General features: G+C 40.4%; 27 protein-coding genes and 1 pseudogene. 21 read left to right on the forward strand and 7 right to left on the reverse strand.

Annotation, left to right across the window (positions count from 1 at the left end; genetic code table 11):
- Position 1: 1 nt before the first annotated feature.
- The 7 genes and pseudogenes from ureE to J7E52_RS27585 form a co-directional block, all read left to right on the forward strand.
- Entirely contained in the window at positions 2–448 is a 447-nt protein-coding gene (ureE, locus tag J7E52_RS02475) for an urease accessory protein UreE (RefSeq protein ID WP_063232276.1), read from the forward strand.
- The gene (locus J7E52_RS02480; RefSeq protein WP_214743528.1) at positions 441–1127 is read left to right on the forward strand and encodes an urease accessory protein UreF; all 687 of its coding nucleotides are present in this window, start codon (positions 441–443) and stop codon (positions 1125–1127) included. The genes ureE and J7E52_RS02480 overlap by 8 nt, the downstream gene beginning before the upstream one ends.
- Before the next feature lie 49 nt (positions 1128–1176).
- Complete coding sequence (gene ureG, locus J7E52_RS02485; protein WP_214743529.1) at positions 1177–1794, forward strand: urease accessory protein UreG; 618 nt, start codon at positions 1177–1179, stop codon at positions 1792–1794.
- Positions 1791–2606, forward strand: coding sequence for an urease accessory protein UreD (locus J7E52_RS02490; RefSeq protein ID WP_214743530.1), 816 nt, complete (start codon positions 1791–1793; stop codon positions 2604–2606). Before ureG ends, J7E52_RS02490 begins: the two co-directional genes overlap by 4 nt.
- A 21-nt stretch (positions 2607–2627) precedes the next feature.
- Positions 2628–3272, forward strand: a complete 645-nt coding sequence (locus tag J7E52_RS02495; RefSeq protein WP_214743531.1) for a HoxN/HupN/NixA family nickel/cobalt transporter — start codon at positions 2628–2630, stop codon at positions 3270–3272.
- A gap of 153 nt (positions 3273–3425) precedes the next feature.
- The gene (locus J7E52_RS02500) at positions 3426–3821 is read left to right on the forward strand and encodes a hypothetical protein (protein WP_214743532.1); all 396 of its coding nucleotides are present in this window, start codon (positions 3426–3428) and stop codon (positions 3819–3821) included.
- Between the two features lie 46 nt (positions 3822–3867).
- Positions 3868–4197: pseudogene (locus J7E52_RS27585) on the forward strand (HIT family protein); the annotation flags it as partial.
- 78 nt (positions 4198–4275) lie between these two features.
- Here J7E52_RS27585 and J7E52_RS02505 read toward each other — a convergent pair.
- Complete coding sequence (locus J7E52_RS02505; RefSeq protein ID WP_214743533.1) at positions 4276–5154, reverse strand: dimethylarginine dimethylaminohydrolase family protein; 879 nt, start codon at positions 5152–5154, stop codon at positions 4276–4278.
- A gap of 426 nt (positions 5155–5580) precedes the next feature.
- Here J7E52_RS02505 and J7E52_RS02510 point away from each other — a divergent pair, with 426 nt between their 5' ends.
- Together J7E52_RS02510 and J7E52_RS02515 are read left to right on the forward strand one after the other, a co-directional pair.
- On the forward strand, positions 5581–7197 hold the full coding sequence (locus tag J7E52_RS02510; RefSeq protein ID WP_214743534.1) for a long-chain fatty acid--CoA ligase: 1617 nt from the start codon (positions 5581–5583) through the stop codon (positions 7195–7197).
- Positions 7198–7292: 95 nt separating this feature from the next.
- Positions 7293–8084: an enoyl-CoA hydratase gene (locus J7E52_RS02515; RefSeq protein WP_214743586.1), complete on the forward strand. Its 792-nt coding sequence runs from the start codon at positions 7293–7295 to the stop codon at positions 8082–8084.
- A 407-nt stretch (positions 8085–8491) separates the two neighbouring features.
- Here J7E52_RS02515 and J7E52_RS02520 read toward each other — a convergent pair whose 3' ends face one another.
- Positions 8492–8680, reverse strand: coding sequence for a YhzD family protein (locus tag J7E52_RS02520; protein ID WP_048677954.1), 189 nt, complete (start codon positions 8678–8680; stop codon positions 8492–8494).
- A 326-nt stretch (positions 8681–9006) separates the two neighbouring features.
- On the opposite strand from J7E52_RS02520, the gene cysK reads away from it, so the two are divergent.
- From cysK to J7E52_RS02560, 8 genes are all read left to right on the forward strand, one after another.
- Positions 9007–9930, forward strand: a complete 924-nt coding sequence (gene cysK, locus J7E52_RS02525; RefSeq protein WP_214743535.1) for a cysteine synthase A — start codon at positions 9007–9009, stop codon at positions 9928–9930.
- A 158-nt stretch (positions 9931–10088) separates the two neighbouring features.
- Positions 10089–11327 carry a metallophosphoesterase family protein gene (locus J7E52_RS02530; RefSeq protein ID WP_214743536.1) on the forward strand — a complete coding sequence of 413 codons (1239 nt, stop codon included), beginning with the start codon at positions 10089–10091 and terminating at the stop codon, positions 11325–11327.
- Positions 11328–11347: 20 nt separating this feature from the next.
- A complete protein-coding gene (locus J7E52_RS02535; protein ID WP_214743537.1) occupies positions 11348–14368 on the forward strand; it encodes an ATP-binding protein in 3021 nt (1006 codons plus the stop codon).
- 41 nt (positions 14369–14409) lie between these two features.
- On the forward strand, positions 14410–14817 hold the full coding sequence (locus J7E52_RS02540) for a metallopeptidase family protein (RefSeq protein ID WP_286197376.1): 408 nt from the start codon (positions 14410–14412) through the stop codon (positions 14815–14817).
- Positions 14818–15098: 281 nt separating this feature from the next.
- Positions 15099–15923, forward strand: a complete 825-nt coding sequence (locus J7E52_RS02545; RefSeq protein ID WP_214743539.1) for an ABC transporter ATP-binding protein — start codon at positions 15099–15101, stop codon at positions 15921–15923.
- Complete coding sequence (locus J7E52_RS02550) at positions 15916–16614, forward strand: (2Fe-2S)-binding protein (RefSeq protein WP_214743540.1); 699 nt, start codon at positions 15916–15918, stop codon at positions 16612–16614. Before J7E52_RS02545 ends, J7E52_RS02550 begins: the two co-directional genes overlap by 8 nt.
- A gap of 179 nt (positions 16615–16793) precedes the next feature.
- Complete coding sequence (gene yhaM, locus J7E52_RS02555) at positions 16794–17732, forward strand: 3'-5' exoribonuclease YhaM (protein ID WP_214743541.1); 939 nt, start codon at positions 16794–16796, stop codon at positions 17730–17732.
- A gap of 100 nt (positions 17733–17832) precedes the next feature.
- Complete coding sequence (locus J7E52_RS02560) at positions 17833–18015, forward strand: sporulation YhaL family protein (RefSeq protein ID WP_053344914.1); 183 nt, start codon at positions 17833–17835, stop codon at positions 18013–18015.
- A 54-nt stretch (positions 18016–18069) separates the two neighbouring features.
- Here the strand turns inward: J7E52_RS02560 and J7E52_RS02565 are convergent, their stop codons facing one another.
- The gene (locus tag J7E52_RS02565; protein WP_214743542.1) at positions 18070–18936 is read right to left on the reverse strand and encodes a peptidylprolyl isomerase; all 867 of its coding nucleotides are present in this window, start codon (positions 18934–18936) and stop codon (positions 18070–18072) included.
- 200 nt (positions 18937–19136) lie between these two features.
- On the opposite strand from J7E52_RS02565, the gene J7E52_RS02570 reads away from it, so the two are divergent.
- Both J7E52_RS02570 and J7E52_RS02575 read left to right on the forward strand, forming a co-directional pair.
- The gene (locus J7E52_RS02570; RefSeq protein WP_106026634.1) at positions 19137–19220 is read left to right on the forward strand and encodes a YjcZ family sporulation protein; all 84 of its coding nucleotides are present in this window, start codon (positions 19137–19139) and stop codon (positions 19218–19220) included.
- 185 nt (positions 19221–19405) lie between these two features.
- Positions 19406–19489, forward strand: a complete 84-nt coding sequence (locus tag J7E52_RS02575) for a YjcZ family sporulation protein (protein WP_034314699.1) — start codon at positions 19406–19408, stop codon at positions 19487–19489.
- Positions 19490–19600: 111 nt separating this feature from the next.
- On the opposite strand, the gene J7E52_RS26780 is transcribed toward J7E52_RS02575, so the two are convergent.
- Both J7E52_RS26780 and J7E52_RS27340 read right to left on the reverse strand, forming a co-directional pair.
- A complete protein-coding gene (locus tag J7E52_RS26780) occupies positions 19601–19783 on the reverse strand; it encodes a hypothetical protein (protein WP_034314696.1) in 183 nt (60 codons plus the stop codon).
- A gap of 108 nt (positions 19784–19891) precedes the next feature.
- Complete coding sequence (locus J7E52_RS27340; RefSeq protein ID WP_214743543.1) at positions 19892–20431, reverse strand: DUF3267 domain-containing protein; 540 nt, start codon at positions 20429–20431, stop codon at positions 19892–19894.
- A gap of 242 nt (positions 20432–20673) precedes the next feature.
- Here J7E52_RS27340 and J7E52_RS02585 point away from each other — a divergent pair, with 242 nt between their 5' ends.
- Entirely contained in the window at positions 20674–21000 is a 327-nt protein-coding gene (locus J7E52_RS02585; RefSeq protein ID WP_214743544.1) for a DUF1878 family protein, read from the forward strand.
- Between the two features lie 2 nt (positions 21001–21002).
- Here J7E52_RS02585 and J7E52_RS02590 read toward each other — a convergent pair whose 3' ends face one another.
- Positions 21003–21581, reverse strand: coding sequence for an HTH-type transcriptional regulator Hpr (locus tag J7E52_RS02590; protein ID WP_034314691.1), 579 nt, complete (start codon positions 21579–21581; stop codon positions 21003–21005).
- A gap of 191 nt (positions 21582–21772) precedes the next feature.
- The gene (locus tag J7E52_RS02595; protein WP_214743545.1) at positions 21773–22135 is read right to left on the reverse strand and encodes a YtxH domain-containing protein; all 363 of its coding nucleotides are present in this window, start codon (positions 22133–22135) and stop codon (positions 21773–21775) included.
- 310 nt (positions 22136–22445) lie between these two features.
- Between J7E52_RS02595 and yhzF the strand changes: the two genes are divergently transcribed.
- Complete coding sequence (yhzF, locus tag J7E52_RS27590) at positions 22446–22625, forward strand: membrane protein YhzF (protein ID WP_483861530.1); 180 nt, start codon at positions 22446–22448, stop codon at positions 22623–22625.
- Positions 22626–22644 lie beyond the last annotated feature (19 nt).

Here is a 22644-nt window from a genome sequence, read left to right on the forward strand (position 1 = left end):
CATGATAGTTGAAGAAGTATTGGGAAATATAGAGTTTATTGAAAAAAAGGCGAAGCATATGGAAAAGGTTTATCTGGAAAGCGATGCATTAAGAAAACGGATACTAAGGGTTAAAACGGATCATGGAAATGAAATTGGGATACGCCTTAAAGAAAACAAGGATTTGATGGATGGGGACATCCTTTATATGGATGAAAATAATATGATTGTGATCCATACGATAGATGACGATATTTTGACGATCCTGCCTACAACCCTAGGGCAGATGGGCGATATAGCGCATCAATTGGGAAATCGCCACTTACCTGCCCAGTTTGATGGCGATGAAATGCTTGTTCAATATGATTACCTGGTGGAAGAGCTTTTAATGGAACTGGATATACCGTTTCGCCGTGAAAAGAGAAAGGTAAAGCAGGCATTCCGTCACATCGGCCATTCACATGATTGAACGTTTGTTTCCGTTGATCCAGCTTTGTGATTCCAATTTTCCTTCTGGGTCGTTCTCCCATTCATTCGGGATGGAGACCTACATTCAAGAAGGGAAGTTACATGATGGAGCTTCTTTAAAGGCGTTTTTGAAGGTATACATTTCAAAATCTTTAACCTATACAGATGGACTGGGGTGCCGGCTTGCATATGAATTCGTAAGTAGTCATAGGGCTGAAGAAATATGGGATCTGGATGAGAAGCTTTATGCCGCATGTTCGGCCCGGGAATCCCGGGAGGCCTCGAAAAGAATTGGGCAGCAGATGGCTAAACTATGCTCGAACTTATATCCGTCCGAAGAGTTATCTGCATACTTGAAGAAAATCCAAGGAAAACAATGTTATGGACATCCGGCCATTGTATTTGCGCTTGTATGTACCGAACTGAACATTACCGTAGAAATGGCCATTCATGCCTGTTTGTATGCAGGCGTGTCCTCGCTGATTCAAAATGCAGTAAGAGGAATCCCTTTGGGTCAGACAGCTGGACAATCCTTGTTATTATGGACACATGATGTTATCCAGACAGCTGTTGCATTCATTAAAGGACTTCCGGAGGGTGAACTCGGACGGACACTGCCGGGATTGGAAATCGCTCAAATGAGGCATGAGCAATTACATGTAAGACTATTTATGAGTTAACCAGAAAAGAGGTGACAGATTTACCTCATATGGAGGTAAATCGATATAGATGAAACAAGTAGTCAAAATAGGTGTAGGCGGCCCGGTTGGTGCCGGAAAAACGATGCTTGTCGAGAAGCTGACACGGGTAATGGAAAATGACTTCAGCATGGCAGTTGTAACGAATGATATATATACAAAAGAAGATGCGCTGTTTTTAATGAAAAATGGTGTACTTCCTGAAAATCGCATCATCGGTGTGGAAACCGGCGGCTGTCCGCATACAGCGATACGTGAGGACGCTTCGATGAACTTTGCAGCCATTGATGAATTGATGGAACTCCATCCGGAACTGGATTTGATTTTTGTGGAGAGCGGCGGTGATAATTTAGCCGCGACCTTCAGCCCTGAACTCGTTGACTTTTCCATCTATATCATTGATGTCGCACAAGGGGAGAAAATTCCCCGGAAAGGTGGCCAGGGAATGATTAAATCGGATTTATTCATCATTAATAAAACGGACTTGGCCCCGTATGTAGGAGCAAGTCTGGAAGTGATGGAGAAGGATACATTAACGACCCGAGGGGATAAACCTTTCTTTTTTACTAACTTAAAAGACGAAAAAGGATTGACTGATGTCGTGAACTGGATAAAGTCAGAGGCATTTCTTATAGGACTTGAGCAGTGAGTTGGACAGGCAGCATTCGCTTAAAAGCAGTCCTGAAAAATAATCGTACAATAGTGAAGGATACTTATTATGACGGGGCATTCAAATTGTCCCGTCCTGTGTTTCTTGATAAACTTTCACCTACCTATTTTCTCATTCATGTTGGGGGGGGCTATGTAGGAGGGGACAGATACCATCAGCTCTTTTGTTTGGAAGAAGGGGCTACAATGACGTTGACGACACAGTCGGCGACAAAGGTATACAAAACGATGGGTGAGCCGGCAATGCAGGAAACCGAGATGGAATTAAAAAAGGGGAGTTTTCTTACCTATGTGCAGGACCCTATAATTGCCTATGAATCTGCTCGATATAGTCAGAATATGACGATACATATGGAAAGTGGAGCGGGATTGTTGCTGACGGATATATTTACACCGGGATGGTCAGAGCGTAAGACGGAATTTACATATGATTGGATCCGCTCCAAACTAAACGTGTTCCATGATGGTAAAAGGCTGATAATGGACCACTTGCTTCTGAATCCTTCAGACGAGATGGACTCTATGCTCTTATTGGAAGGATACAGTCATTTTGGCTCATTATTATTGATACATGAAGAGGTGGATGGGGAAATCATTAACGAACTGGATGAAATGCTTTCCCCGTTAAGAAGCAATGTTAGAATAGGTTTTTCCCGGCTGCCAATACGTGGTTTGATACTGCGGATTTTAGCAAATCAAACTCAACAGATAGAAAAGGTATTTTCTGTTTGTGAGGATCTCTTCCGAAGGAGGGTCCTGCGGGAGGATGCAATCTTTTATCGTAAATATTAGCAAAGGGAAAGGAGGGGTTTTATGGAAATGAGTTTATTGCTTGTTTTAGCGATTGGATTTGCATTAGGCATCAAGCATGCCCTGGAGCCCGATCATATCATTGCCGTTTCTACGATTGCGAGCCAAAGCAAGAAAATATGGAAATCTTCACTTGCAGGCGTATTTTGGGGAATAGGCCATACTCTTACTCTTTTGGTGTTCGGTGTCATCCTGATCCTTTTGAAAAACGAAATTCCGGAAGCTTGGGCAATGTCATTGGAATTTCTTGTGGGAATCATGTTGGTATATTTAGGTATCACGACGATTTTTTCTTGGAAGCAAACGGAGCAGCATGACCATACAGGACGGGCTACCTATCTGAAATCGATGTTAGTGGGAATCGTCCATGGACTTGCCGGCAGTGCTGCAATGGTCCTTCTTACTATGAGTACGATAGATGCAGCGTGGCAGGGGGCAATCTACATTATCATATTTGGTGTAGGTACTTGTATAGGCATGCTTCTGTTCACCACGATTTTAAGCATCCCCTTTGTCACAAGTTCTTCTTCCAAAAAAGTCAATCGTTCACTCATCCGATTGACAGGTGTGATAAGCACGGTTTTCGGAATCTATTATATGTACAATCTGGGTATCAACGAGGAACTATTTTCAGTTTGGTTTGGTTGAAGGAATACCGGGGTCAGGAACTCTCAAGCCAAAAGCTTGAGGGTTTTTTTCTGTTAATAAATCAATAAACATTCCTATTACTCTGTTGGGTGGACTAGTATAATGAAATATATTGGATAATTAATCCATTGGGGTATGAGGAGATGACATATATTGAAAAGGAAACCGCTCCTGGTTGCACTTAGCCTATTATCAATAACGATAGCTTCAGGTTGTACAACAAAGCAAGAACATATTTCCGTTCAAAAATATGAAGGTAAACACTACAAATTTGAAGCATATAAAGAAAAGATAGAAATGGGGAAAACAGAAAAAACAAAAGAAATAGTAAAGAATGCAGATTGGGAAGAATTCGCGTTGGAGGAAGATCATCCTGAGGCGGACTTCATCTTTTATTTTAATGATGAGAAAAACGAAGGCGGACTTACCGTATATTATGTTTGGGTTAATCCTGATGAAAATATTGTAGAATTGACGAAGGATGAACATAGCCAGTATGTACAGTTAAATAGAAAGGATTCTGAAATTATATTAAGACTGCTGGATTAAAGTATAGGAGAAGATCCGAACTTCCAAAAACATCCAGAAAAGCATTTTTTTAGCATCTAAACGCCATATTAAGTGCTTTGATGAATTAAATGAACCAGAAAAGGTTGACTACATAAACCTATTATCCAAGATTAGAAAAGCTCAGAGGGAAGTATTAGGGATAGAACACGTTTATTATTTTTACAATGAGGATACTATCCACCATTTTCATACTTGGATGGTTCCTAGGTATGACTGGATGTACGAGGTTTGGGCGTTCGGTGGAATCAGTTAGACCGGTTTTGCTGCATGCAAGAAACAGATTGAATGATGTTGAAAAAATTTAAAAAGTGTAATGGATGGAATCGAGGCATTAAAAAAAGAACTGAACTCTTAAATTCTTTGACAACACCTTGTTGAAAAAAATGCGAAAGAAACCGGACTTCCCATACAAGTCCGGTTTCTTTCATTCAGCTCAGACTGAATCAGTCTTCTTATTCGTTGTCCTCAATAGTGGCATCGTACAGCAACGGAAAGAGCCACCGGACTTGATGATTTCGCTTATATCGACTTCAATGACTTCGTATCCCCGTTCTCGAAGCTGACTATTTACCTGTTTATTACAAGGAAGACTGAATAATTTTTTATTCCCGATCGAAAGCACATTGGTTCCTAATGTGAATTGTTCTTCCTTCGTCACTTCGATCATGTCATAACGTGAAGCTAATACATCCATCTCTTTTTTTGTAAAGGACTCTGGAAAAATAAGCGCTTCTGTAGGTGATATGATATTGAAAACACAATCTAAATGAAGGAATTTTTCAATGAAAGGAACCGCGATGACATCGTATTCCGGTAATAAGGTTTGAAGATGCTTGATAGATGTTTCATCCGTTCTTTCACTGATTCCAACATAGATGGTCTTTCCGTCAATAATGACATCCCCGCCCTCGATATGATCTTTGTGGAGGGTGAAAAATGGGATACCATTCGTTTCGAGCCAGGATTTCAGTATTTGTTCTTCACCCTGCCTGATACTTGTTGCCAACTCAGCTACGTAAACGGTATTCCCAAGGGTGAAACCGATATCCCTCGTGAAGACTTGTTCTGGATATGTAAATTGAGGTGGAAGCTTTATGACTTCAATCCCTTCATGTTCAAGAGCTTTTACAAATTGGGCGTGCTGCTCCAAGGCAAGTGCTTGATCGATATTTTCTTCTTGATACTCTTTTTGTGTTTCGTTAATGATCTCCCGGATTTCCATATAACGAGGTTCACAGACGATCACCCGTGATAGCTTTGAATATTCACTCGCACAATAAGCTTCCAGTTCTTCGTTTATTTTGTTTGCCATAAATGAGCTCCCTCTAAATATAATTGTATCTTTACTATTTCCTCTTTTTTCTAGAAAGAAACATAAAAAATATATCTTGGAACTGTACCGTTAAAATTTGATGGTTTAAAAATAACATTTCAGATTACGCTCCTAATAAATGATTCCGGATATACCTGTTTGATCCTTTCAATTCGAAGAAATCGGGTTTGCCTGCAGTTTTTTATTTAAAAAACGTTCCGTAGATTTCAGAAATCCGCTCCCTTTCCGAATCCCGTTATTGTCGTCATACTGATAGGATCTGGTTTAGATCCATTTTTTATTTGAAATATCTTCAAGATAACCCCAAATTCAAAATAATCGTAAAACGCACCTAGGGAAAAAGGATTATTTTTTTTCTGGTCGAATATATAATGAAGACGTTTTCAATATAAGGGGGAGATTGTAATGATGGATACACCATTGATCATGACTCAAATCATTGAGAGAGCTGAAAAGTATTTTCCGAAGAAAGAGGTAGTTTCGCGTACGGATGGTGGAATTCACACATTTACATATGCAGAGATTGCTGAGCGTACAAGAAGGCTGACCAGTAATCTTGAAAAGTTCGGCATTCAAACAGGTGACCGTATTGGAACACTTGCCTGGAACCATCATCGGCATTTAGAAGCTTATTTTGCGATTCCTTGTCATGGTGCTGTCCTACATACAATCAATATGCGTCTGTCTCCTCAACATGTTTCTTATATCGTCAATAGTGCGGAGGATCGATTATTATTGATAGACTCGGATGTCATTCCCCTCTTGGAAGCAATTAAAGATGAGTTAACGACAGTGGAAGGGTATATCATAATGACGGATAAAGAGGAGCTCCCTGATACGACCCTTTCACCCATTTATCATTATGAAAAATTATTAGCCGAAGGGAATCCGAAACAGCCATTCATTCAAACCTTGGATGAAAATGCACCTGCCGGCATATGTTATACTTCCGCCACGACCGGGAATCCAAAAGGTGTGGTTTATTCACATCGCGGAATTTTGTTGCATGCGATTGCACTGGGGCTTGCCGACTCCACAGCATTAAGCGAACGTGATGTGGCTCTTCCTGTCGTGCCTATGTTTCACGTAAATGCCTGGGGAATGCCTTTTGCCAGTGTTTGGTTTGGAACGAAGATGGTTTTGCCGGGACCCTATTTCACCCCAAAGATTTTGGCTGAGCTTATAGAAACGGAGAAGGTTACAATCGCAGCGGGGGTTCCGACGATATGGCTGGGCTTATTGAAGGAGCTGGAAGAAGGCGGCCATGATACGAGCAGCATTCGCGCTGTTTTATGCGGAGGGTCGGCTGCTCCGAAAAGCATGATTAAGACCTTTGAACAAAAGTATGGGATACCATTCCTGCATGCCTATGGAATGACTGAAACAAGCCCGCTCGTATTCGTATCCAAACCAAAAAGCTATCAGGAAGACCTCCCTGAAGAAGAACTTTATGAGTTGAAGGCCAAACAGGGCCTTGTTTCGCCAATGATAGAAATTAAAGTGATCGGTCAGGACGGCGAAGTGAAACCTGATGGAAAAGAAATGGGCGAATTGCTGGTCAGGGGTCCTTGGATAGCGAATGAGTATTTTAAGGATGAGCGTTCAGAGGATACGTTTAAAGATGGCTGGCTGTATACGGGAGATGTTGTCACGATTGATGAAGAAGGATTCGTGAAAATCGTCGACCGGACGAAGGACCTGATCAAAAGCGGCGGTGAGTGGATTTCTTCCGTAGATATAGAGAATGCATTAATGGCTCATGAAGGAATCTTTGAGGCGGCGGTAATTGCAGTGCCTCACGAAAAATGGCAGGAACGGCCGATTGCCTGTGTTGTGTTGAAGGACGCATACAAGGGGCAAGTGTCCCAGGAAGACATCATCGAATTTTTAATGCCGCAGTTTGCAAAATGGTGGCTGCCGGATGAAGTGGTCTTTTTGGATGAAATCCCGAAAACGGGTGTTGGGAAGTTCTTGAAAAGGGCATTGCGTGATCAGCTTCAGGATAAATATATCAAGAAATAGTATGTTTGTTTAATTGTAACTTTTCGCCCTATTCTGATAATGGGGAGAAATATATAATAGAGTCATAGAACGAAAGAGGAGGAAATAAATTGAGTATTGAATCGACATCACCTGCAGGCACTGTTTTAGTCACATATTCGGACAGGACGGCCACTGTTGCAATGAACCGTCCAGAGGCGATGAATGCTTTAAATCCGAAAATGTTGCATGATTTTATTCATGCCCTGAAGGAAGTAAGTGAGAATGATGATGTGGATGTCGTCATTTTAAAAGGGAATGGGAATGCATTTTCCGCAGGTGGTGACATTAAGATGATGCTCTCACCTGGAAAAGAAAATGCTTTCGATGAACTGATGGATGGAATCAGTGAATTGGTGACCACTCTATATTTCATGCCTAAATTGACCATCAGTGCCATTCATGGTGCAGCTGCAGGGCTTGGGTTAAGTATAGCTCTTGCAACCGATCATCTTATTGCCGATTCTGAAAGTAAGGTTGCGATGAATTTTATCGGGATTGGATTAATTCCTGATGGGGGCGGACACTTCTTCCTTGAACGTCGTCTTGGTGAAGTGGGGGCAAAAGAATTGATCTGGGAAGGTAAAGTGCTTACTGCGCTTGAAGCTAAAGAAAAGGGCCTCATTCATGAAGTGGCTGACGGAACCTTGGAACATGCGGTAGAGAAGAAAGTGCAATCGTGGCTGCAAAGCCCGGTTCAGGCCATGATTAAAACGAAAAAGATCCTTAGTGAAAAAAACCGCCCACTATTGATTAAGATCCTTGAGATTGAAAAAGCTGCTCAGATGAAAATGCGCCAAACAGCGGACCACCAAGAGGGAATAAAAGCTTTCGTGGAAAAAAGGAAACCGAACTTCATCGGAAAATGAATGAAAAAGGCGTCATTTTTTTAGTGACGACCCTTGTTTTAGACAAAAGGGGTTCGGAAAACGTATCTTTCATCAAATGATGTTCCCGAACCAACTTACCCAAAACAACACCATCAACTCCTCAGGTATGGTTTCTATCTAAATGTTATAAAAAAGTTGATTGGAGCGGGTGTGCGAGACTCCTGCGGGAAAAGCGCGTCCAAGGGAGACCCCGCAGGCGCTAGCCGAGGAGGCTCTCCGGACCGCCCGCGGAAAGCGAGTGCCTGTAGCGGAAATCAACGGCCAAATTGTACAAGCCATAAAAAAACTGTAGGCCGTCACGTTATTGTGACGGCCTTTCTATATAGATTAAAGAGGAAGATGCGGGAAACTTGATCATATATTTAGTGATTGCGCTCCATTTTCAATCAGCGATGAAAAAGTAATAAAGCGCCAGAAGGTGATGTACAGCGATGTGTTTGATCTTGATAGTTTTTTTCCTTCAATAGGTTTTGTCCCAATTCTTTTGCTTGTTCATCATTCTCGGCTGTAAATGATTCATCCAATAGTTTTTCCCCTGACGGTTCAAAAACGGTTAATTTGTATATTCTGCTCATTTTCAAAAACCCCCTTATCAAAAATGTTTTTGTCTTAGGAACTGTAATGAAAATTTTATCATTATCTGTCAATTTTGACTATTATTATGTGAGGGGAAAGTATTAAGACAGGGAATATTGATAAGTAGCTGAATATCTTGAAAATTGATTGAAAATGACTATACCGAACTAACTTTATATTTTTTTCTTTAAGTTTGGAAAGAATGAACACAAAACCTATTTATACTAGAGGAATTCTTTCTTTAAAATGAAAAATCATAAATGATATAATAAACCTGAGTAAAAGTGCATCCAGGAAGTGTATGGTACGAAGGGGGATTTTTTGAATGACGGTAAAAATCGTTAATAATATCACTGAATTGATAGGAGATACACCTGTTGTAAGGATTAATCATTTAACTGCGGAGGGTGACGCTGAAGTATTTGTGAAACTTGAATATTTCAATCCGAGCCGCAGCGTAAAGGATCGGGCTGCCTTCAACTTAATTAGGCAGGCTGAATTGGATGGTATCATTCAATCCGGGGCCACGATCATAGAACCAACATCAGGGAATACAGGTATTGGGCTTGCTATGAATGCCGCGGCAAAGGGGTATCGGGCGATTATGGTCATGCCGGATAATATGTCGAAAGAAAGAATCAATATCTTAAAGGCATACGGAGCGGAAGTTGTCCTTACCCCTGCATCAGAGCGGATGCCGGGAGCCATTCGTAAAGCTGAGGAACTAGCAGCAGAGATTCCTAATAGCTTTATTCCGCAGCAATTCGAAAACCAAGCCAACCCTGATATTCACAGGGTGACGACAGCAGTCGAGATTCTAGATCAGATGGATGGGAACCTGGATGTGTTTGTCGCTACTGCTGGAACGGGAGGAACGATAACCGGTACAGGTGAAGCCTTAAAAGAACATCTGCCGGATTTAAGGGTTGTCGTTGTCGAGCCTAAGGGTTCACCGGTTCTTTCCGGCGGAAAGCCTGGTCCTCATAAGTTAGTGGGTACGAGCCCTGGTTTTATCCCCAACATCTTAAATACAGAAGTATTTGATGAAATCGTTCAAGCGGCTGATGAAGATGCGATATCCACCATGAAGGATATGGCTTCGAAAGAAGGCATATTGATTGGACCTTCAGGAGGTGCCTCTGTCTGGACTGCCCTGCAGGAAGCCCGTCGTCTCGGAAGTGGAAAACGAGTATTGTGCATTGCACCGGATAATGGTGAACGCTATTTAAGTATGGATATTTTTAAATGATGAAAAAGACCGAATGCCGTGCATGAAATATTGTTCACGCCATTCGGTCTTTTTCCTGTTGAATTTGCCCATACTGGAATATCTAGGTACCATGATGACGGATTAAATTAATAATGTATGGGAAAGTATGTTCTGTCCATGTTAGAATTAAATGTGAAATGTTGAAAGAAATCGAGGTGACACTTTTGAGCGGTGTGAAGTTCATTCATGCGGCGGATCTCCATTTGGATAGTCCCTTTTCAGGGTTGAAGGATGTGCCGTCATCTATATTAAAGGAATTAAGGGAAAGCCCGTTTAAAGCTTTTCAAACTATCATTAATGAAGCAATTTCCCGTCAAGTTGACTTTATCGTGTTATCGGGAGATCTATTTGATGGGGAAAATCGGAGTCTCCGGACACAGGTCCGCTTTCGGACCGAAATGGAAAAACTCCAGCAGCATCAGATACCTGCCTATATCATTCATGGTAACCATGATCATCTCAGCGGCTCGTGGATTACTGTGGAGCTGCCGGATAATGTCCACGTATTTTCAAGGCAAACCGAAGTGAAACGGTTTGAAAAAATCGATGGGACGACTGTCCACCTTTATGGGTTCAGTTATCCACGCCGTCACGTAAGGGAGAGAATGATCGAAACCTACATAAAAGCTGAAGGGGCCGATTATCATATAGGTCTGCTTCATGGGAATTTGGAAGGCAATACCGAACATAGCCCATACGCCCCTTTTTCATTGAAGGAACTAGCTGCCAAAGATTTCGATTACTGGGCATTAGGCCATATTCATAAGCATCAGGTGGTTTCAGAAGATCCGCTAGTGATATACCCAGGAAATATTCAAGGCAGGAACAGAAAGGAGTCTGGCGTTAAAGGGTGCCTGCTTGTCGAATTAGACGGGGACATGAAGCGTCATTCCTTTATTGAAACCTCTGTAGTGATATGGGAAAGCGAAACAATTGAAATAACCGCGGAAGGTGGATTTGATGCCCTGTTCAAGCAATGCAAGGAAGTTATTGAACGGAAGGGCTTCGATGGGAGAAGCTTTCTTTTGGAACTGAAGCTGGATGCAGGTGACGAAGCAGGGGCTTCCGGGGAATATCTTGAAGAATTGACACGGATCTTGCAGGAAGAGGACCAAGGGGAATCGTTTGTCTGGGTGTATAAAATCAAAGTCATCCAGTCGATGCCGCTGATTAGGTCAAATGAAACAATATTGCCATTTATGGCTGAGGTATCAATGCTTGCATCTGAATTTGATGATGCGGATGCTGCTCTGGCCCCGCTTTATATTCATCCGGGTGCAAGAAGGTTTCTTGATTCAATAGGGCCCGAAGAGCAGAGGGAACTTTTGGATGAAGCGGAAAGATGGCTTTTGCAAGTTTTTGAAGCGAATAAATGAGTGTAGGAGGAGGAACGGATTTGATTATTAAAGACCTCCATGTTTATGGTTACGGCAAACTGGAAAATCAGCGTTTTCCTGAATTGGGACAGCTGCAGATTTTCTTTGGGGAAAATGAATCGGGCAAGTCAACCATCATGTCCTTCATTCATAGTATGCTGTTTGGTTTTCCGACAAAGGTTCAAAACGAACCCCGTTACGAGCCCAAAATGCATGCCAAATATGGCGGAAGGCTCAGTCTCATAACAAAAAAAGATGGGGAAATCATTATTGAACGTGTGAAGGGAAAAGCTACTGGCGATGTAAAATTGACCTTCGAGGATGGAAGGGTCGGCGGCGAGGAAGAATTGAATGAGATTCTCCATGGCGTTGATAAAAACTATTACCAAGCCATTTTTTCTTTCGATCTTCAAGGGCTGCAGGGATTACATACACTAAGTGAAGGGACCATGAGTAAATATCTGCTTTCAGCTGGGCTGATCGGGAATGATAAACTTCTTGAAGCCGAAACGAAATTGCAAAAAGAGCTCGATTCAAGGTTCAAGCCATCAGGCCAAAAGCCTTTACTGAATGTGAGACTGAAAGAACTTAAGGAATTGCAGAAAAAAGTGAAAGCTTCAGAAGAAGAACAGCAGTCATATACGGCATTACTTCAGGAAGAAGCAAAACTTAAGGAGGAGCTCTACAAAGTCACGGAAGATATTCAAGAGATTGAAGAAACCCTTGTTAACGTGAGTGCTTTTTTGCGAATTAAACCCTTGGTTGAAGAACGGGGGGAACTTGAGGCCGAAATAAGTAAAATTCCGGATGTAAGTTTTCCTGTTGATGGCATTAAAAGACTTGAACAGCTACAGGCAGTTGGAATGCCCATGAAAGCCCAACTTGCGGCATTGACTGAGAAAATGGACAAACTTGAGGGAAAACTCACGAAAATCGAAATCAATCCGTTCATCAAGGAGCATAAAGAGCAAATTGAACATGCAATCGATCAAGGGACATTGCTGGAGAAGCTCGAGCTGGATATGAGAAAAGCGGAACACGAAAGGCTGTTGGAAGAAAAGAATATCGAAAAGGTGAAGCAGGAATTATTCTTGGATGTTTCTGATGATGAAATAAGAAAACTGGATATCAGTACATTCATGAAGGAAAAGGTGAAAAGGGCGGAGAGGGAAAAGCATCAACTCCAAAATGATAAAAAACAGCTTGATGAGAAATATGAACTGCAAAAGGGAAGTCTTGAAACGACAGAAGCCCGCTTGAAGGAGATAAAGGCCCAGTTAATGCCAGATGAAAAAAGAAGCGAGCTGGAGTCCTTATACAACAAGCAGAATAACATCGAGTTTGAAGCAGCACAATCCCTTATTCTTGATGAACAAATACTTGAACTTGAAGAGCAATTGGCATTACAGAGGAAGAAGGAAGCGGGTAATCGTAAACGTTCACATATCATGAATGGCAGTTTAATAGTACTTCTTTGTTTAGGTGCGATCGGAAGTTATTTCAGTGAACAGATTTTGTTGGGGATTATACTTCTAGCGGGGGCAGTTCTGTTTGCGGTTTCCAGGTATCTTTTTAAAGGTGATGATATATTGTCCGGATATATCAGGCAATTGGATGAGATGAAAAGGAAAAGGGCTGCAATTGGGAGTGAAACCAATAGAGGGAGTGAAGGAGAGTCGATGGGGCGGCTGCTTGAACTGGACCAACGTCTCCAAAGGCGTTTTGAAAGTGAAAGTTTCAAATACGAAGAAAGGGAGGTAGCGTTTGAATCGACCATTCAGGAATATGCCGATTGGGAAGCTAGCAGGGACCGATTGGATAAAGAATTGAGGAGCATCTTAAGCGGTTGGGGCCTGTCTTATCCCGGAATGGAAATCAATCTTGAATCTGTATTTGAACTTCTTGAGAAATGGAAGGAAGCCGTTGATAGGAAATATGAAACAATCAAGCGGCATAATTTTCTGCAGGCAGAATTTGAGGGTAAATCAAAGGCTTTATTTCATTTTGCACACAGCCTTGATTTTGAACCATCCACATGGCGGGAAGCGATTGGGCTATTGAAACGGGAATTGAATAGAGCGGTTGAATTCTCCGTTCAACTAACACAATGGATGCAGGAACGAAGTCGTTTGACGAACGAAATCGAGCAGCTGACGATGGAAAATGGCTATCTTGATGCAGAAATGGAAACGCTTTTTAAGTTAGCGAAGGTCAAGGACGAGGAAGAATTCAGGCATGACGCTGCATTGTCCGAAAAGAAAATCACTTTACAAAAACAGCTTGATTTGATTACCATTCAAATTGGGCATTCCAGAATGCTGCCTGATCAAATCCAATCTTACTTAAAACAGGGGATCAATACTTATACATTTGAAAATTTAGAACGGAAACGGAAGGATTCTGTAAAGGTGAAATCTCTTTTATTAGAAAAGCAGGCGGATGCGAAGCATAAGATAAAACAGCTTGAAGCTTCAGGGATTTATGATGACTTGCTTCATCGTTTTTATGAAGAAAAAGCTGCTTTTAACGAAGAGGCGAAGGAATGGGCGAAATTGGCAATAGCCAAAAGCTTATTGAATAAAACATTGGACCGATATAAAAGGGAACGCCTGCCGAAGGTCATCGCTGATGCCGAGCGGCATTTTTCCTTTTTAACGAATGGAAGCTATCGTAAAATCATACTTGATCAGTCGGGAGAAGGAATTTGGGTACAGCGCAGTGATGGTTTAAGTTTCAGGGTTGAAGAGGTCAGCCGCGGGACAGCAGAGCAAATTTATGTTTCCCTAAGGCTCGCACTTGCTGATCATACTTTTGAAAATGATTCATTCCCTCTCATCATTGATGATAGTTTCGTCAATTTTGATGCGGAGAGGACAAAACGGATGCTTGAGTTATTGAAAAAAGTTTCGGAAAAGCGGCAAATTTTATTTTTTACTTGTCACCGATATATAATGGAGTGCTTTAGCGAAAATCAAGTGATTCGTCTATCCAGCCCCGTATTGCGCCAAGATATGAATGATTTGATCATCCCCGAAATATAATGGGTTTTAAACTATAAAAAAAGAGAGTGAAGTCATTGAATATGAATGAGTTTGTAAGCCACCATGATTCTTCTTTGAAGTTAATCATCGAAAAGGAGTTTCCTGGTAAACGATGTGTTGGGGGAAAATATTCTGCCACAGGACATAGAATCACTTTATATGAGAGAGATATCGAAATTCAGTGTGAACGCTCCCTAGGCTCGCTTGCAAGGCTTGAGGAATATATATGGGTGATCCTCACACATGAGATGGGCCACGCATTAGACCCCGATCTTGCTGTGCTTAGTGAGGAGCTACACAGTACAGGAAAATCAGAAATCCTTTATCAAATAGAGATCAATGCATGGAATATTGCAGAAGGATTAATTCCTTTTATCGATCAGGATTTATTTACCTTCATTAGGGATGAATCCCTGGCACATTGTACAAATCGCCTGCTGGTCGGTTAAAAAGCTCTCCATATGGAGGGCTTTTTTTTCACTAAATGCAGATTCCGACGCTAGCCCGGCGGAAAAGTACGGCCTGGTGAATCGGGAAGCTGCATGCATGATATGGGAAAATGGTATTAATGTTTCCAAAGGAAGCTTCATATCTTTAAAGGAGCATTCACTTTAATGAATCATTTAAGAGGAATGGACATGGAGTTTTTGGTTTATATTCTTTTTTAAGATTGACAGTGAGAATCATTTTCATTAAACTGGTATTATTAGACTAAAAGGGGAGTATTTTAATGCGACCAGCTATTAACACACAGTCTTTATCGCTCGGTTATGGTGATAAATTAATTATAAATGATATGAATATAGAAATACCCAAAGGGGAGATCACCGTGTTCATCGGTGCTAATGGATGTGGAAAGTCAACTCTTCTAAGGTCTGTTGCCCGATTGTTAAAACCTCAATCAGGCTCAGTTTTGCTCGAAGGTAAAGCGATTTCAACCATGTCATCGAAGGATGTAGCAAGAAAGATGGCGATTCTTCCGCAATCCCCGGTTGCTCCTGAAGGACTAACAGTCTATCAGCTTGTTAAACAAGGAAGATATCCTTATCAAAGTTGGTTAAAACAGTGGAGTTCCATGGATGAAGAAAAAGTTCAAAAGGCGATTGAAGCAACGAACCTGACCGATTTAAAGGATCAGGCAGTCGATGAATTATCGGGGGGCCAGAAGCAACGGGCATGGATAGCAATGACGCTGGCTCAGGATACGGACATCATTTTATTGGATGAACCGACTACATATCTTGATATGACCCATCAAATCGAAATTTTGGACTTATTGTTCGACTTGAATGAGTTTGAGAACCGAACGATCGTGATGGTGCTTCATGACTTGAATTTAGCTTGCCGTTATGCGGATAATCTGGTGGCACTTAAAGATGGGGCGATACATGCTCAAGGCCGGCCAGAGGATATCATCACGTCTGAATTGGTACAGCATGTTTTCAGCATGGAATGTCAAATATCCTTTGATCCAATTTTCGGCAGTCCCATGTGCGTCCCGTTTGGTAAAGGCCGCTACGCCCAAAGTCAGGTAAAAGTGCTGGCCAATGCATAACCTCACACCATCCATTGAAAAAGAGCTGCAAGGATATCGCATATCCTTTCGAGATGAAGCCAAAGTTTCCAAGACCTTCAATCATGCTGATGAGCTTATTCAGTATGCACAAGCCCGGACTGGGGCGGAATCGTCAAGGATAGCCATTTCAATGTGGTTCAGACGCTATGCTTTTTTTGTCACGGCACAATTTTATATGTTAAGCAAACATCGGCTTATCTGGGAAGGCACACTTCAGGACATTGGCGTTTTGGATGATCCAGAAGATGAACAATGGCTCCCGAATTTTTTGCTGAAAACTAACAACTGGAGCAATGTCACGGAAAAGGAAAGCCCTTCTGCCCTCCATTCGATATTAAGCAGCTTTGGTGCTGATGCCATTCGCTTCTTTTCCGGATCTGCTAAAATATCGAAACTAATACTCTGGGAAAATATTTGGAGCTATACAGTATGGATGTATAGTGAGTTATTGAAGCAGACTGATATAAAGACGCGAGTTGAAAAGGACATTGAAAAGCTGCTTGAAGATGAAGTTTGGCTGAATATTGAAACGCGTTCCCCCTTTAAACGATTCATTGGGGAAAAAAGCGTTCCGGCGTCCATGAATCCTTATAAACGGGTGACATGCTGTTTATATTACCGAATTGAGGGCCAGGTAAAGTGCGCGTATTGTCCGAACAAAAACTGTTGAAATAGATTTGATTGGAGAGCCAGGCTTGGGGTCAAGCCTGGTTTTCTTGTGGAGTGATTAGAAAGACGGTCAGCTTAGGGTTTTCCTGTCCATTGTCCATCACTTATTAACGAAAACTAAACGCATTAACGAGATTGGTATGTTATAATGTTGATATTTAATTGAACGGAGGCAGTCGCATGGGAAATGGGATCATACACTACGGAATTGGTGAAGTAGTAGATATATATATGTACATTAAAACGAGTACAAAAGCGGTGGCAAGTAATGGAAAGCCGTTTTTAACATTGATTTTGTGCGATAAAACCGGGGAGATCGAGGCAAAGCTATGGGATGTTTCTGAGGCTGATGAGAAAACATACAGTGCGGAAGCTACGGTGAAAGTTCAAGGGGAAGTCCAGAATTATCGAGGACGCAGCCAATTGAAAATCCGTAATATTAGAATTACTTCAGATGCTGATGGGGTCACGAAAGCCGATTTAATTCAGACGGCGCCTTTAAGTCAGGAAGAAATGATGGAAACCATCACTCAATTCATTTTTGAAATGAGGAATCCGAATATCCAAAGGGTGACTAGGCACCTCATTAAAAAATATCAGAATGAATTCCTGACATTTCCTGCTGCCACGAAGAACCATCATGAGTATATGTCGGGACTGGCCTATCACGTTGTATCGATGTTAGGACTGGCTAAGGCCATTTCAACCCTATATCCTTCGCTCAATAAGGACCTTTTGTATGCAGGAGTCATTCTGCATGACCTTGGAAAGGTACATGAGCTATCTGGACCTGTTTCGACTGTTTATACAGTGGAAGGGAACTTGTTGGGGCATATCACCATCATGGTGAATGAAGTGGGTAAAGCTGCAGAGGAATTGGGCATTGAAGCGGAAGAAATCATGATTCTCAAGCACCTGATATTAAGCCACCATGGTAAAGCGGAATGGGGCAGTCCAAAACCGCCAATGGTGAGGGAAGCGGAAGTGCTGCATTATATTGATAATATGGATGCCAAGATAAACATGATGGACCGGGCCTTGGAAAAAGTGAAACCGGGTGAATTTACGGAAAGAGTTTTCGCACTCGATAATCGTTCATTCTATAAACCAACATTTTAATGAAATATGCTTCTTTCTCGATGGAGAAAGAAGCATATTTTTTTTGTTCGCGCATATTCTCTAGTAAATGAATAGTAGATTTTTTGGGAGGGAATGGGACATGCCAATTTGGATCTGGTTCGTGTTTATTGGGATAATTGTCAGTGCAGTCATGTCAATTTGGACAGCTAGGCAGGAACGCCTCATAGATGATGCTTGGATTGAAAAGGAAGGTCAGAAATACATTGAACGCATGGAAGAAGAGCGCGAGAGGCGTAAAAAGGATATAAATCAGGGAGCATAGCTCGAATGATGAAAAAAAGCGACAGGTAAAGTCCTGTCGCTTTTTACTATTCAATTATTTTTCAGCTTCAGCTGCGTCACCAGTACTGATGGCATCTTTTAGATCTTTGTCATTAATCTTCACGTCTGCTTTTTTGACTTCTGAATTCAAGATGTCCTGAACTTTAGTTTGGTCAATTTGAGCGACTTTCAAATCATATTCAAGATCTTTTTTCATATCTTCGTATGATTCTTTTTCTTTTGTATCAAGAAGTTGGATGATATGGTAGCCATAATCGGATTTAATCGGCTTGCTGATTTCGTTTTTCTTCATTTTGTAAGCTTGCTCTTCAAATGCAGGAACCATTTCACCTTGTCCGAACCAGCCTAGCTCCCCGCCTTTTTCAGCTGTGCCTGTGTCTGTTGAATATTCTTTTGCAAGTTTAGCGAAGTCTTCGCCTTTGTCCAATTTAGCTTTAACTTCGTTGGCTGTTTTTTGGTCTTCCACTAGAATATGTCTCGCTTTGATTTGTGGTTTATAGTCTTCATAAGCTTTTTTCACATCAGCTTCTTTAACTTTTATATCGGCAACGGCTGCTTTTTCTTGAAGCATGCCGATTTTAAGTGCACGTTTAAGATCATCTTCGCTCTTATATCCGGAAGAAGCAAGGGCCGTTTCGAAATTTTCACCCATTTGCTCTTTAAGTTCGTCCGTTTTAGCTTTAACTTCTTTATCCGTTACTGTATATTTTTCAGAAAGAACTTTTTCATAAACAAGTTCTTGAAGAACGGTTTCACCATAACGGTCTTTCATTACATTGTAAAATTCTTCTTTAGTTATATCCCCCGCTTTAGTTTCCACGACTGCTTCCTTGTCGCTGTTGCATGCTGTAAGTCCAATCAGCCCTGCAGTAACAGCAATCGATAATGCCCACTTCTTCATAAAAACAACTCCTAGTTATAAGTTTCTGGTTTGCTATTTTTTCGTATTTCCACAAAATTAACTATAACATATTCTGGTTACTTTACAAAAAATAATATATTGGTGCATGAATAAGAATTTTTTGAAAAATGGGTGTACGCCTACCCAGATATTAATCCATTACATATGATAAATCGAGGACAACAAAAGGGGGTAGCATAATGGGTAATGAATTTAACGGAGGCTTCGCTTTGTTAGTGGTGTTATTCATTTTATTAATAATTGTAGGAGCAGCCTTTTGCTAATCGGCTGCAAAATTAATAATGGAAAGAGCCCACTCCTTTTGCCATGGAGTTGAATAGGATAGGGTAGCCGCTCAACAAAAAAGATTGAAGTGATTCTCAAGCTATGAAAGGAATGGATTCCTTTTGGCGGATATAAGAGTGTGCATGAAATTACTATTACTTAAGAATGGAAAGGAGGAAGATCAATGTCTGGAGGAATAGGTGGAGGCTTTGCTCTAATTGTCGTTCTTTTCATCCTGTTAGTTATCATTGGAGCTTCTTGGTTATAAACTCATAAACAAAAGGCGAAGCTGTTGCTTCGCCCTTTTTCTTTATGTGGATAATGCTCCGGGTATCACCAATGTATGTAACAAATGATGGCCATCATTTGTTGCTCATCTCTACGTATACAAAATTTCAATATAGGAGGATAATAACATAATAGTAATTAATACATTAATGGTCCTGAATACTTTAGGCTGCCGGTCTTCAGCAATTTCCTTTTGAATGCATAAAGAGTTTGTCATTCTATTAATATTATAAAGGATCAAAATAGCAAAAATAATAAACCAGAACGAGATCAAAACCTAAAATCCCTCCTTGCAAAACATCATGTATAAATACGATACCAAATTATAATGAAAAAAGATACCTAAAAATCTTATCAGTCAGCTTTATGAATAAATAAGAAATCACTTTTGAATAAGTATATCGTAACCTTCGAGATGTTCCTCGATAAAAGAATGCCTTGGGGAACCAACCAGGTTTTTTATATAAATAAAATCCGATACGCATAATCCGGTGTGCAGGGATAATAAAATAGTGAAATAATGGATGTAATGCGGAAAACTAAGGGCACAACCGATCAATATAACAGACATAATGAAGAAAGGCAACACAAGGGTCAAGAGATAAAGATGCTTTCGAATCGGATCATGCACATTGACTCTGCAAGTAAGCACAAGGTTCCACTTCAAGGACCAAGAAGTTTTTACTTTTTTACATAATAATCTTAAAGGTAAATAGTGTAATAGTTTGTGAACAGGATATAATAAGAGCAATAGGCTAAAAAATACCATTGTTTGATCGCCATACAAAATAACATGGGTTGAAAAGACACTTAATAATGTATAGATCAGAACAAATGACACCAATATAGTAAAAACTGTAAAAAAGAGCAGACGGCAATTCCCATATTGTTTTGCCACGTCAATTGTTTTCCACGAATTCATTTCGAAATCAGCCCTCCAAAGCTGTTGAATATACTTACATACATTACGATGAATGGGTGGAAAAAGCAATGAAATTCTTGGATTAAGTTTAAGATAAAAACACTTTGGTGCGTAAGCATGCTAAGGGCGATCAAGGCCAGGTTTTGAAACAGGGATCAGGCGGATTACTGAGTGTGAAAAATCAAAAATTGGGATATAAGCCTTTATGTAAAATTGAATGATCGATTGGGGATTAGTGAAGTATGAAAAATATGAATGAAGAAATAGAAATACTCCGTTTTCATCAACGGCTTTTATTAAACCTTATACGCAACCCGGAGGCCAAGTTGGACTATCTATTTGTGGAAAAAAATTTCACGAAGAAGGAAGCGGAAGAATTATTGGAAACATGTGATATCCTGAGCAAACGCTATGAAATAGAAAAAGCGGAAGGGTATATGAACTTTCGACCGCTTTTTAAACAATTTGAAAGAAAGGTTAATCCAAAAATAACCACAAAGGAATGCATTGATGCATGCCTCTCACAGGGTTTATATGTATCATTCATGAAGGAAATGGATAGAGTATGAGATTAAACTGGTTCAGTTTCTTTCTCTATCTTTTTTTTTGTGATTTTACCCTCCACGTCAGTAAACTCCTGATCAATGTTATCGAAGGATCGTTCAAAGATTTGCATGAAGTCTTCACCGTATATATTTCGGATGATGGCCATCATTTCAATCATATCCGGAAACTTGCCATAAAGCTCACGCAGTGGAAGTGCACCCGAGAAAGCAGAGTTCTTACTTGGGTCATATGTCTCCATTAAATCAAGTAGAATTTTTTCACCTTCCGCCGTGATCTCTATATACGTATTCCTTTTGTCATTTTCTTTTTTTGAAAATGTTAAGTACCCGCGTTCCTCTAATTTTTTTGAAAAGTTAAATGCCGTAGAAACATGCATGACCCCAAATTTTGCAACATCTGAAATGGATGAGCCATTAAGGTGGTAGGCAATCCAAAGAATATGGTGCTCATTGATATTTAAATCATAGGGCTTGATCCATTGCTGCCAATCTTTTTCAATTGATTTCCATAATGCTTTGCTTAATTGTGCAATTCGTTGACTAAAAATCATTGCCTCTTTCATAGAATAATTTTTATTCTGCATATTATGGGCTCACCTACTTATAAGATTCTATATATTTATTATGACAATAAAATAAAAATTAATAAAGATAAATATTTGCAAAATTTTTAGAAAATTTTAGTTATTTTAATGAATTCTCCATTCTTCTCCAATAAACCATGTAATTTATTGGGAAAAATGGAGAATCAAGCTTGTGTGACTCATGTAAGCTATTAATTTTTAGAAGAAGGGGCGGCAGCTTCCAATTCTTTCAATGAATTTTCAATTTCCTGAACGTTCTTCAATAATTCATTCTTATTGGGTTCGATTTCCCGCTTCCAGTTCTCGATGACGACCTGAACATCCGAAATGAACGTTTTAACCGTTTCTTTGCAGATTTGTGAAGCTTCCATCGTGTCATCTTTAATGTTTAGCATTTTCACCTTTAACTCATCAATTGTATTCTTAATTTCGTCGGTATTCGTTTTGATGCGGACCCGTAGGTCTTTACCTGAACTTGGCGTTGAAAGTAAGGTTGCCGCACCAGCTACTACTGTTCCGGTCAAAAAGCCAATTAGTAATGATTTTGCTTTCATTAGGATCACCTCATTTTATAATATGTTTTCGCTTTCCATGGTCTGAATCCCTGCTGCATCAATTGGAAATTATGATAAATAGGGAGAGAAATACTATTGATATCAAAATACCATAATTTTCATCCTTATGGAAGAGTATCGACCATTTTATCTTTATATCACAAAAATATTTTTTTAAACTTAGAGAGTAAAAATATAATATTTAAAAATAACTTGAAGCTTTATTAATAATGCTTCATATAAAGGGAAGAGCAGCATATAGATAATAAAAACAAGCTGTCGGAACATGGATGGCACTGGTGGGTTAATAATGAAAATCATTTTTTTATTAGGCCTGGTATGCCTGTGCGGAATGGGGTATTTTCTAAGGCAAGCAAAAACTCCTGGCATCTATCCGCCCAAGAGGGTGCTCCAGGCTAGAGCCTTCGCTATGGGTCTCCCAGGGGTTTTACTGCTTTTCATTTGGTTTATGTGGATATTGATTCATTGACCATTGGAGGATGATTCTG

Origin of the sequence: Bacillus sp. ISL-34 (genome assembly GCF_018613325.1) — a bacterium.
Lineage (GTDB): Bacteria > Bacillota > Bacilli > Bacillales > DSM-1321 > Peribacillus.

Coding starts and splice junctions, on each gene's coding strand:
- J7E52_RS02560 (WP_053344914.1), top strand. CDS start 17,833: ATGCCAATTTGGATCTGGTTCGTGTTTATTGGGATAATTGTCAGTGCA.
- yhaM (WP_214743541.1), top strand. CDS start 16,794: ATGGGAAATGGGATCATACACTACGGAATTGGTGAAGTAGTAGATATA.
- J7E52_RS02520 (WP_048677954.1), bottom strand. CDS start 8,680: ATGAGCAGAATATACAAATTAACCGTTTTTGAACCGTCAGGGGAAAAA.
- J7E52_RS02595 (WP_214743545.1), bottom strand. CDS start 22,135: ATGAAAGCAAAATCATTACTAATTGGCTTTTTGACCGGAACAGTAGTA.
- J7E52_RS27340 (WP_214743543.1), bottom strand. CDS start 20,431: ATGAATTCGTGGAAAACAATTGACGTGGCAAAACAATATGGGAATTGC.
- J7E52_RS02565 (WP_214743542.1), bottom strand. CDS start 18,936: ATGAAGAAGTGGGCATTATCGATTGCTGTTACTGCAGGGCTGATTGGA.
- J7E52_RS02585 (WP_214743544.1), top strand. CDS start 20,674: ATGAAAAATATGAATGAAGAAATAGAAATACTCCGTTTTCATCAACGG.
- J7E52_RS02480 (WP_214743528.1), top strand. CDS start 441: ATGATTGAACGTTTGTTTCCGTTGATCCAGCTTTGTGATTCCAATTTT.
- J7E52_RS02495 (WP_214743531.1), top strand. CDS start 2,628: ATGGAAATGAGTTTATTGCTTGTTTTAGCGATTGGATTTGCATTAGGC.
- J7E52_RS02590 (WP_034314691.1), bottom strand. CDS start 21,581: ATGCAGAATAAAAATTATTCTATGAAAGAGGCAATGATTTTTAGTCAA.
- J7E52_RS02550 (WP_214743540.1), top strand. CDS start 15,916: ATGCATAACCTCACACCATCCATTGAAAAAGAGCTGCAAGGATATCGC.
- J7E52_RS02575 (WP_034314699.1), top strand. CDS start 19,406: ATGTCTGGAGGAATAGGTGGAGGCTTTGCTCTAATTGTCGTTCTTTTC.
- ureE (WP_063232276.1), top strand. CDS start 2: ATGATAGTTGAAGAAGTATTGGGAAATATAGAGTTTATTGAAAAAAAG.
- ureG (WP_214743529.1), top strand. CDS start 1,177: ATGAAACAAGTAGTCAAAATAGGTGTAGGCGGCCCGGTTGGTGCCGGA.
- J7E52_RS02570 (WP_106026634.1), top strand. CDS start 19,137: ATGGGTAATGAATTTAACGGAGGCTTCGCTTTGTTAGTGGTGTTATTC.
- J7E52_RS02540 (WP_286197376.1), top strand. CDS start 14,410: ATGAATGAGTTTGTAAGCCACCATGATTCTTCTTTGAAGTTAATCATC.
- yhzF (WP_483861530.1), top strand. CDS start 22,446: ATGAAAATCATTTTTTTATTAGGCCTGGTATGCCTGTGCGGAATGGGG.
- J7E52_RS02510 (WP_214743534.1), top strand. CDS start 5,581: ATGATGGATACACCATTGATCATGACTCAAATCATTGAGAGAGCTGAA.
- J7E52_RS02505 (WP_214743533.1), bottom strand. CDS start 5,154: ATGGCAAACAAAATAAACGAAGAACTGGAAGCTTATTGTGCGAGTGAA.
- cysK (WP_214743535.1), top strand. CDS start 9,007: ATGACGGTAAAAATCGTTAATAATATCACTGAATTGATAGGAGATACA.
- J7E52_RS02545 (WP_214743539.1), top strand. CDS start 15,099: ATGCGACCAGCTATTAACACACAGTCTTTATCGCTCGGTTATGGTGAT.
- J7E52_RS02530 (WP_214743536.1), top strand. CDS start 10,089: ATGTTGAAAGAAATCGAGGTGACACTTTTGAGCGGTGTGAAGTTCATT.